Origin of the sequence: Streptococcus intestinihominis (assembly GCF_046824975.1) — a bacterium.
In the GTDB taxonomy this organism is placed as follows: domain Bacteria; phylum Bacillota; class Bacilli; order Lactobacillales; family Streptococcaceae; genus Streptococcus.
In genome coordinates this window covers 287731-295894 of the sequence record NZ_JBKQBL010000001.1, presented here as the reverse complement: position 1 = coordinate 295894, position 8164 = coordinate 287731, and the positions used below count along the sequence as shown (strand labels likewise).

Sequence of the window (8164 nt, the reverse complement as noted above, 5' to 3'; positions counted from 1 at the left end):
TTCAAGAACTCTTGGAAAAGCAGTTCTTGAGCGTATCTTGGTATTCATATCATTCTCCTCTAATTTGTTTTAAGCGTTCTGTTAATCGGTCTCTTCGTTCAATATTGGCTCTCAATTTATCATCTCGTGTCATGGTCTTTCTGTAAGCACGAGTGAAAGCATTCGATCCTTGAGCTTTGTACATAGCTTGAGGGTCTTTATATTCCTCTAATTTGTGCTCAATACTATTAATTCGGAGCTGTTTAAATGGAGAAATCCATTCTTCTTTAAGAGTTTTAAATTCCTCGTTTGAACTTGGTGTTGGCCCCACTGTGATTGGGGATTCCATTGAAGGAGTTGGTATTTTTTCTTCAACTGGTTTAATCCCTTCTAGCGTTGGCTTTGTTTTCGGAATGCTTGATTCTGGAGCATCCGGACTTGTTGGCGTCTCAAGCGTTTCTGTTGGGAGCACTTCATCAGGTTGGTGCTCTGATTCCTTATTAGTAAAGAAAGAACCAACATTTTGGAAGTGATTCTTGGCATTCATCACCATACCAGCTCCGAAACCAGCACCTGCTAGGGCAAAGTTCCCAAGGTGTTGAGCAGATGAAAGACTTCTCGATGGTACTTGTGAAGCCACTTCTCTGGTCTTTGTGACTCCTTTTTCAACTTTGTTTCCAATATCACTCGCAACCATTCGTGCTTTGGAGCCAAGAATGAATTGAATCAGCTCAGCTTTGTATTTCCATAGAAGGAAGTATACAAGTCCTTTTGAGACAACTGAAATGAGTAGTTTAAAGACAAGGCCGAAGATGATCAAGGATGGAAGAGTTTTAAGGATGCCGTCAAAGCCTGTAATGACAATGTTTTCGATCATTTTTTCAATGTAGAAGACCAAAAGCGTTAATAGACTTGTGATAGCTGGAAAAAGCAGCCCACCAAACATGACTTTCAAGACTCCAAAAATCAAATCTTGCATTCTTGGTACAAAGGACATTAGTAGCACAATTGGAAAGAGCAGGATCATCATCAGGACAAGTGTTTGCGCGATGACGTTTAACATCTGAATCAAAATAACCGGTATCGCTAATACGAAGGCTTCACAGATTTTGAAGATGACATAAAACATGCGAGTAAAGATGAAGTCAGGCATAGCTGAAACCCAACGGTTCTTTTCACCATCATCATTGGCTCCATTTCCTAGTTCATCTAGATATTTATTACGATCTTTCGATTTAACCGCTTTAAAGTTTCCATTCTTATCGCCTGTTCCTAATACCTTACTATCGTCAAAAGTTTCTTGTTTCCCATCTTGACTATTCTTATATTTCCCATTTTCTTGACCTGTATTGACAAAGACATAGGCTTTATAAGAGGTTTCTGCAATATAGCTATCTGCCATGGAATCACCAATTTTAATGGATTTATTATTGCCATACTCCACCTTGATATTCGTGATATTTTTAGTGACATCTTGAGAGACATGGTTAATGGTATCTAATAGATACAGACCACCTGATGTTCCAGCGATTGTTCCAAAATAACCAAAGCCAAGGATGAGTACCAGAAAGACATGAAGTAAAGTCCTTGAAAAAGCTCCTTTTGAAAAGAAAAACTGGTAAAAGAGATAGAAAGCTAGGATTAGAAGTAACATTGAAACGAGTGATTGTTTTGCGACTCCGCCAGAACTTGAACCGATAAATCCTTTCCAGATATTCATCGCTCCATTAAATACATAATTCTTATAGCTAGAGTAGAGATCAATCTTTTCAAGAATTCGAATCAGCAAAGAAAAGAAGCCCACCACTGCGTTTAGAATGAAAAAGAAGAAGTTGACGAAAAGCTCATTAATCAGAACCCAAGCCCCGTTAAAGGAAGCGAACCCAGTAGGCTCCATGTAGGACTTGAGAGAGAAGATATCAACTCCCCTTAGTTTGTCAAAAGCTTCTTGCATGGATTCACCTCCTAACTAGCGTATTTATTTTCAAGGCTTGATGATACTGTAGCTTTCATTGGTTTTAGAAGCATATCAATATCTTCAAAGATGTTGTGTACGGAAATCATATTGAGATTGCCATACACGTCATAGTATAGGCATTGGCCAGAGATCATATTATCAATCCATTCGAGATTGCTTTCGGTGACTTCGAGATTGACGTGTTTTAAGATATCTTCACGTTCAGATTTTTCATAAAAAGCAAAGATAGTCCCAAATCCCGTTGTATCATCGTCATTTTCTGCATCATGTACAGATTGCGTAATCAGTGCCAAGGTATTATTTTTGGAGCGTCCAATCCGACGCATATTTTTGATAACTGCTTTTCCTTCTGCGGATTTCATAAGAATCCAAGCTTCATCAAAGAACTCAATGGTATCTTCATTTTCATTTCGTTCTCCAAAGTGGGTACAGAAGGCACCCAGTGCAAACATGAGGGCAATAGAGTTGCGTTCATGATCTGAAATTTTTGTGGAATCGTCTTTTGGTAGTTTGAGGTTATTGACCTCTAAGATAGTCACCCGTGATTCATAGTTAAGTCCTTGAGTGGTTCCATCTGAAAAGGCTAGTTCCAAGATAGAGTTTGTGACAATTGAAGTCAGATAACGACCAACCGAAGCAATTTCAGAGGAAGTGGAGTCTCTAAGCACTTTTAGGACGTGTTTAAAGCCGACTTTCTCACCTGCGACTCGTTTTTCTACAATCGCATTAATAGCTTCTGTGATAGCTGTTTTCTGGTCCATTGTGACATCATCTACAGCTTGTAGTAGAAACTCAAGCATGTTCTTTGCGACCTCTACAGCTTGTTCTTTATCTAGAACGACAATAGGATCTAAGACTCCGTGGTTTGATAGAAGCGAGCTATCCAGTGTCACAAAGTTAAAGTTCTCAATCTGTTTCTTGCGTTCAGGATAGAGACGTGCAAATTCAGGTGAGTTGATCACTTCTTGATAGTGATTTCTAAGTTCACGTTTAGGATCAATATAAAGTGTCTTGACATTCTGTAAAGCCACACTTAAAAAGATGATCTGAGCAAGGAAGGATTTTCCTTGACCTGTTGCCCCCGTGATGATGATATGCGGGTTCTTGGTAATCTTTCCAGCGATATCTTCCTTATTTCCCACTGTCGCATTGTAGAGGACGATGTTCTTTGAAGAATCAATAGCTTTCGCAATATTGTCCCAACGGCCTGTCCAGTTATCTACTCGGCCGATATACCAACCGATACGGTTTCCAGAAGAGGTATTGGTGAAGGGCATGAGTTCTGAAAATCCACGAGCTGTGACCATATGTGTCCAGGTGCGAGTTTTCTTTTGGAGGTTTTCTCCATAAAGCAGAGCTTGAAAGAGATAAGGTCCGTCTTGAGAGGCTTCACTAATTTCAACCCCCATATCGTCAAAGTAGTTTAAAACCACTTGTCGTCTTTGTCGGAGTTGGTTTACGCTAGAAGCAGAGACGATAAGATAGGCTCCGTATTCGATGATATCCTCCTTGTTTCCGACTTTCTTCATTAAGTCTTTTAGGGAGATGGAACCCATGATAATCTCGTCTTGTTGGACAGTATCGGTATTTTCTGCCTCTTCCATAATGTTTCTGTAACGTGTATTTGAACGTCCCATTCGACCCTTGATTTTACCAGTATCAATGAATTCTGCTTTGATTCGTAGTTCTACGGGAAAGTTCAAACGTTGGATAAATTCGCCTAGGTGAAAGCCGTTGAATTGAACAGGAAATTTACCTACAGGAAGAATAGTTACAAAGGAAGAGCCGTAAGGGCTTTCTAGTTTGAGGAAGCCTCCTTTTAAGACTTTGATCAAGGTGTCTGTGATATTGAATTGAGCACGATTGGCGAGCACCTCTTTCTTGTAATGAGGAATATAGCGGAGGTATTGCATCCGCTGGTAATAAAAGAGTTCTTCATTAGATAAACGTTTTGCCCGAAGGACAGAGAAGGCTTGAAAAATAGTGAATTCATCACTTTTGTAGTCTTCATACCAGGTAGGGCTTAACTCATATTCATAGCCAAGACCCTTGGCGATTTTTTCAGTGAACTCATTAAAGCTCTCATAGGCCAAGTCTTTGACGGTCGCTCCATGATTTTGTTTGCGCAAGGTCACTCCAACGACCCAGTCAAACTGATAAGGGATCTCCATTTCATCTGTTAGACGATCCACCGTGTAAAGAAGTAGTTCTTCTCCTAGTTCACGACTGTCATCTGCTAGAGCGTCTGAGAAGTCCCGCATTTTCTCTTCTAAGAGATAGTCTTTAGGGATCAGAGATATTTCAAAGAACTTGTTTTTCTGGAGCTTTTTCATCATTTGAGCAACCGTAATTTTGTGTTTGCCCTTTTTTTCATCATCTGTAATCGTGATGGGAGTGTTTGGAATACGATAATAAGCAACGACTGTTTGATCTTTTTTGAGAGCTAGATTTTCATGTGTTTCCCTAATAGGATAGGTTAAAGTAATACTCATAGGTCCTCCTTTTCTATAGATTTGTTTTTTCAAAGACAATTTCTTCTACAGGTTCTATTCGATCTTCATGGTAGATAGCTTTTTTGTTTAGCTTAAAATCCCAGAAGTAAATCAGGTAATCTCCAATAAAGACGTGCATCTTTTTACCGTGAGGCTCGTATTCAGTATAGAATTTAGCCAATTTGTAAGGGAGATACCAATAGAGCAAGAGAGAAATTGAGTGAGTGATTTTTGCGAGTGGCACAAAGATAAATCCTCCAAAGAGTAACATGGCCACAAAAACGATGATAAAGACAATGAAAAAGGACAACTGCATCGGTGTCGCAAAGTACCATAGTCGAGTGCCCTTTTTTGTCTTGATTTCTTGGATCCAATAAGGAGCATTTAGGCCCTTACTGTAATCATAAAGTCTTTCTTCATTCATACTTAAAGTCCTGATTCAATACCGAAGAGTCGCAGGAACCAGCCGACTGCTTTTAGGATATCTTGTCCTTTGGCAATTGAAACAATAACGGCATAGAAACCAACGACAGAGAAGAGTTGAAGCCAAGAGCTGTTCCGCCAAGCCTTGATCGCTAAGAGCACGGCAATAGCTGTTAGGATCCAAATTCCATCGCCCTGGAGGAAGGTTCGTAAATTGTTTGTATTCATAGAGTTCTCCTATTCTTTATCATTTGCATAGTTTAGTGGAATGGTGTGTTCTAGTTTTGTGACATAGTAGGTCTTTTCTTTTTCTGAGAGAGTAAAGGTGAAGTTTTCTGAGTGAGTGGTTCCTCCAACTTCAAAAGTAGCTTGGACATAAGCGATTAGATCATTACCTTCCTGTTTAAGATAGGTGTAGTCGATCGTTTTGAAAGTGCTATTTGCGATGATATCCACATTTTTAGCGATCAGATTAAGGTTATCTTGATTTGTGGTGTAGTTGGTAAAGAAAACCTTGAGGAATTTTTCTACCTTCTTTCGCTCACTGTCTGAAAAATGATCATTGGCAGTTAATTGGAGCTTATCATCTTCGCTAAAGTGTCCAGCTTGTGAGGATTCAATGGCAGAAAACCAAGGAAGGCCAGAAACGTAATATTTTCCATCTTTTTCATCAAATGGAATATTGAAACCTGTCACAATTTCTTTTTCTTCTGTGTTGTTATCCCGATGGATAGTTTCCTTGTATTTGATCTTATAGGTCGCAACCTTTCCTTCTACAGTCACTAACTGAGAATAGAGAAGCTCACTTGGATTTCGAACTTGCCCTTGAGATTTTACATCAGGGATGAAATTGTAAAATTTATTTAAGTAGTCCACTTGAGCTTTTTGTTTATCGCCTTCTTGTGGAAGAGTGAAATAGGCATAGACATAATCATTCAGGTAATACTGGAGTTTGTAGTCATATTTTCTACTAGACTCCATAGGCTTTGTCTGTTGCTTTTTAGTAGCCTCTACTTGAGCTTGTAGTGTACTTACCTTATTTGAGAGTGTGATCGCTCGAATAGCACCCAAGAAACCAACAAAAAGGAGGAAAGAAATCCCTCCTATGACTGCAATATTGACGGTCTTTTTATTGGTGACTTTTAGCTTTGGTGGACCTCCTTTTTTCTCCACCTTTTTAAAGTGTGAGAGATATTCTTTTGCTTGAAGCAAGTAGCGTTTGGCTTTATCCATAGATCCTCCTTTTAGAGAGTAGCGAGTTCAATGAGCTTTGAGCCTTTTGCATAGAGGCGCTTATTGGCTTTTTCGATCTCGCCATTAATGTAATAGTAGCCTCGTAGCTCAGTTTGGAGTTGTTCGATCAGGTCAGGTTTTAGGTCTTTGGCTTCTTCTTTTTTAAGGAGACTATTTAATTCTCCAGCCTTGGTCCAAGCCTCTCTGTGATCTTTCTTTTTAAGTAATTCTCCCAGTTCATTCGTGACTTGAGAGACTTTCTTTTCAAAAATAGTTTTAGTAGCCATTTCAATTTCCTTTCTAAATTTTTCTTGGTTGTCTTTGATGGTCTTTTGGATATAAGTAATGAGTGAGGGGCGCATTTTTTTATTTACACTCAACACTTGACCATCTAGCGTGAAACAGGCATGTTCATAGTTATAGAGCCCTCTACTATCTGGAAGATCTTCTGTACATCTGCCTGCACATTCGTAGTAAAAGTCTTTGCCCTTTCGTAAGAGGATATACATATGCCAGAATTCTTGTTCTGGAAGAAGCAGAAAGTCTGCTTGATAAATTTTCTTTAGCATCTCAAGAAGCCTCTAGCAGATCATCGTAGCCTAGAGCTTGGTAGATAAAATCTGAATCAAACCATAGCCAGTCATTGATTTGTAATTCTGTTGGTGTATTCCCAGAGAAGATATCTTCACAAATGACGGTTAGAGTATCTACTCCACCACGTTCACGGACAGTGTTCAAGGTGGTTAGTCCACCAGACCAGGCTTTAAAGTTATCTAGTGAATTGATTTGAACTTTGTATTCCATATCGTTTTTCCTTTCTAGTGTTCATAGTGTTTATTAGCTTTGAGAAGTCGTAACATGGCCTTTCCTCGGTCTGTTATTTCTCCGCTGTTCTGAATCATTTTCATGTATTCTGTTTGGAGGATTTTGTCTGCCTCAGAAACTAGTGCAAGGGAGTTAGCAACTTGATAGGTTAGCCAGCGAATGGTTCGCTCAATACTGTATGGTTGTGGGTTGGTTGAGAGTTTTAAGGGTTCGACACCCCCAAAGAGCCGTTGCCATTTTTCGTCGGGTTTATAGGCTCCAAAACGAGTAACTCCATCATAGACTTGGATTTCTTTATTTATGATGCCTCTAGCGATTTCTCCGAGATCTACACCATTGATGTATTCCTCCACAATGCCTTGAGCTTTCTGATCTGAAAAGCGGAGTTCATAGCGATTCCAGATACCAAAAATCTCCAAGGATTCGTCCAAGGAGATGTTTTCCATTCGAGCAATTTCATAGCGCTTTTCATAAAAGTTGAAGTAGAGTTGGCTTTGACGGCTCCCAAAATAAATGGATAAGCCGTGATTCGCTTCCATATCTTCATTATCTGTAAAAGATCCACCACCCGTGATATTCCATTTCTTGATCGTGTCTAGGACAATCTCTTTGGAATAGAGTTTATCAATCAATTTAGGGATTTGAATTTGTTCGTCCTCGTGACCGTAACCCTTATAGAGTTCATCTAGAGCAATATCGAGTCGCTTCACCCGAACATCTTCATAGGAATAAAGAATGTTTTGAAGAAAGATCTGCCAAGTGATTCCCTTGTCTTCTAGAAGCAATTCCAACTCACGGCATCCTTGACCAGATAGTTGAAGACAAGTTTGGTAATCATTGGTCACAGACTTATCAAAGAAATCAAAAATCCAGATGTTTCCTCGTTGCCATAAGTGGGTATAATTCATGAGACGGGTTTCTTGGTCTGTAAATTCGCTAAGGTGGCAGTGAAGGAAGTTTTCACAGAAAGCATCTAAATCCTTTAATCTAGGAAAGGTCAATCGGAGATAGTCGATCTGAGCCCGAAGACTGTTTTTATCGCAATCTTGATAGTAACCGAGTCTTTCTTTAAGTTCTCTAAACTTATCAATCGTCAGTCCTCTTTCGCCTGTTTCATAAGAGCGGTAGGTTCTAGTTGGAAGATCAACAGCTTGTGCAAATGCTTTTTGACTAAGTCCTGTTTGTTTTCTGAAATTCTTAATATAAAAAGGACTAATTTTGTCCATTCATCGCA

General features: G+C 39.4%; 8 protein-coding genes. All 8 read right to left on the bottom strand.

Going from position 1 to position 8164, the window contains the following annotated elements; translation table 11 throughout:
• Nucleotides 1–49: 49 nt before the first annotated feature.
• From ACLOR3_RS01540 to ACLOR3_RS01505, 8 genes are read right to left on the bottom strand one after another with little or no spacing between them, the layout of a single operon-like run.
• Entirely contained in the window at nt 50–1933 is a 1884-nt protein-coding gene (locus tag ACLOR3_RS01540) for a conjugal transfer protein (protein ID WP_411400073.1), read from the bottom strand.
• Nucleotides 1934–1944: 11 nt separating this feature from the next.
• Nucleotides 1945–4449 carry an ATP-binding protein gene (locus tag ACLOR3_RS01535; protein ID WP_411400072.1) on the bottom strand — a complete coding sequence of 835 codons (2505 nt, stop codon included), beginning with the start codon at nt 4447–4449 and terminating at the stop codon, nt 1945–1947.
• 13 nt (nt 4450–4462) lie between these two features.
• Nucleotides 4463–4873, bottom strand: coding sequence for a conjugal transfer protein (locus tag ACLOR3_RS01530; protein WP_006149323.1), 411 nt, complete (start codon nt 4871–4873; stop codon nt 4463–4465).
• A gap of 2 nt (nt 4874–4875) precedes the next feature.
• A complete protein-coding gene (locus ACLOR3_RS01525; RefSeq protein ID WP_001095596.1) occupies nt 4876–5100 on the bottom strand; it encodes a TcpD family membrane protein in 225 nt (74 codons plus the stop codon).
• Between the two features lie 9 nt (nt 5101–5109).
• Complete coding sequence (locus ACLOR3_RS01520) at nt 5110–6105, bottom strand: conjugal transfer protein (protein WP_411400071.1); 996 nt, start codon at nt 6103–6105, stop codon at nt 5110–5112.
• 11 nt (nt 6106–6116) lie between these two features.
• Nucleotides 6117–6674, bottom strand: a complete 558-nt coding sequence (locus tag ACLOR3_RS01515) for a conjugal transfer protein (protein ID WP_195487324.1) — start codon at nt 6672–6674, stop codon at nt 6117–6119.
• Between the two features lies 1 nt (nt 6675).
• Nucleotides 6676–6909: a hypothetical protein gene (locus ACLOR3_RS01510; RefSeq protein ID WP_411400070.1), complete on the bottom strand. Its 234-nt coding sequence runs from the start codon at nt 6907–6909 to the stop codon at nt 6676–6678.
• A gap of 14 nt (nt 6910–6923) precedes the next feature.
• A complete protein-coding gene (locus ACLOR3_RS01505; RefSeq protein WP_411400069.1) occupies nt 6924–8156 on the bottom strand; it encodes a replication initiation factor domain-containing protein in 1233 nt (410 codons plus the stop codon).
• Nucleotides 8157–8164: the final 8 nt, after the last annotated feature.

Bases quoted from the DNA above. Each gene is read 5' to 3' on its own strand.
- ACLOR3_RS01540 (WP_411400073.1), bottom strand. From the start codon at position 1,933: ATGCAAGAAGCTTTTGACAAACTAAGGGGAGTTGATATCTTCTCTCTC.
- ACLOR3_RS01535 (WP_411400072.1), bottom strand. From the start codon at position 4,449: ATGAGTATTACTTTAACCTATCCTATTAGGGAAACACATGAAAATCTA.
- ACLOR3_RS01530 (WP_006149323.1), bottom strand. From the start codon at position 4,873: ATGAATGAAGAAAGACTTTATGATTACAGTAAGGGCCTAAATGCTCCT.
- ACLOR3_RS01525 (WP_001095596.1), bottom strand. From the start codon at position 5,100: ATGAATACAAACAATTTACGAACCTTCCTCCAGGGCGATGGAATTTGG.
- ACLOR3_RS01520 (WP_411400071.1), bottom strand. From the start codon at position 6,105: ATGGATAAAGCCAAACGCTACTTGCTTCAAGCAAAAGAATATCTCTCA.
- ACLOR3_RS01515 (WP_195487324.1), bottom strand. From the start codon at position 6,674: ATGCTAAAGAAAATTTATCAAGCAGACTTTCTGCTTCTTCCAGAACAA.
- ACLOR3_RS01510 (WP_411400070.1), bottom strand. From the start codon at position 6,909: ATGGAATACAAAGTTCAAATCAATTCACTAGATAACTTTAAAGCCTGG.
- ACLOR3_RS01505 (WP_411400069.1), bottom strand. From the start codon at position 8,156: ATGGACAAAATTAGTCCTTTTTATATTAAGAATTTCAGAAAACAAACA.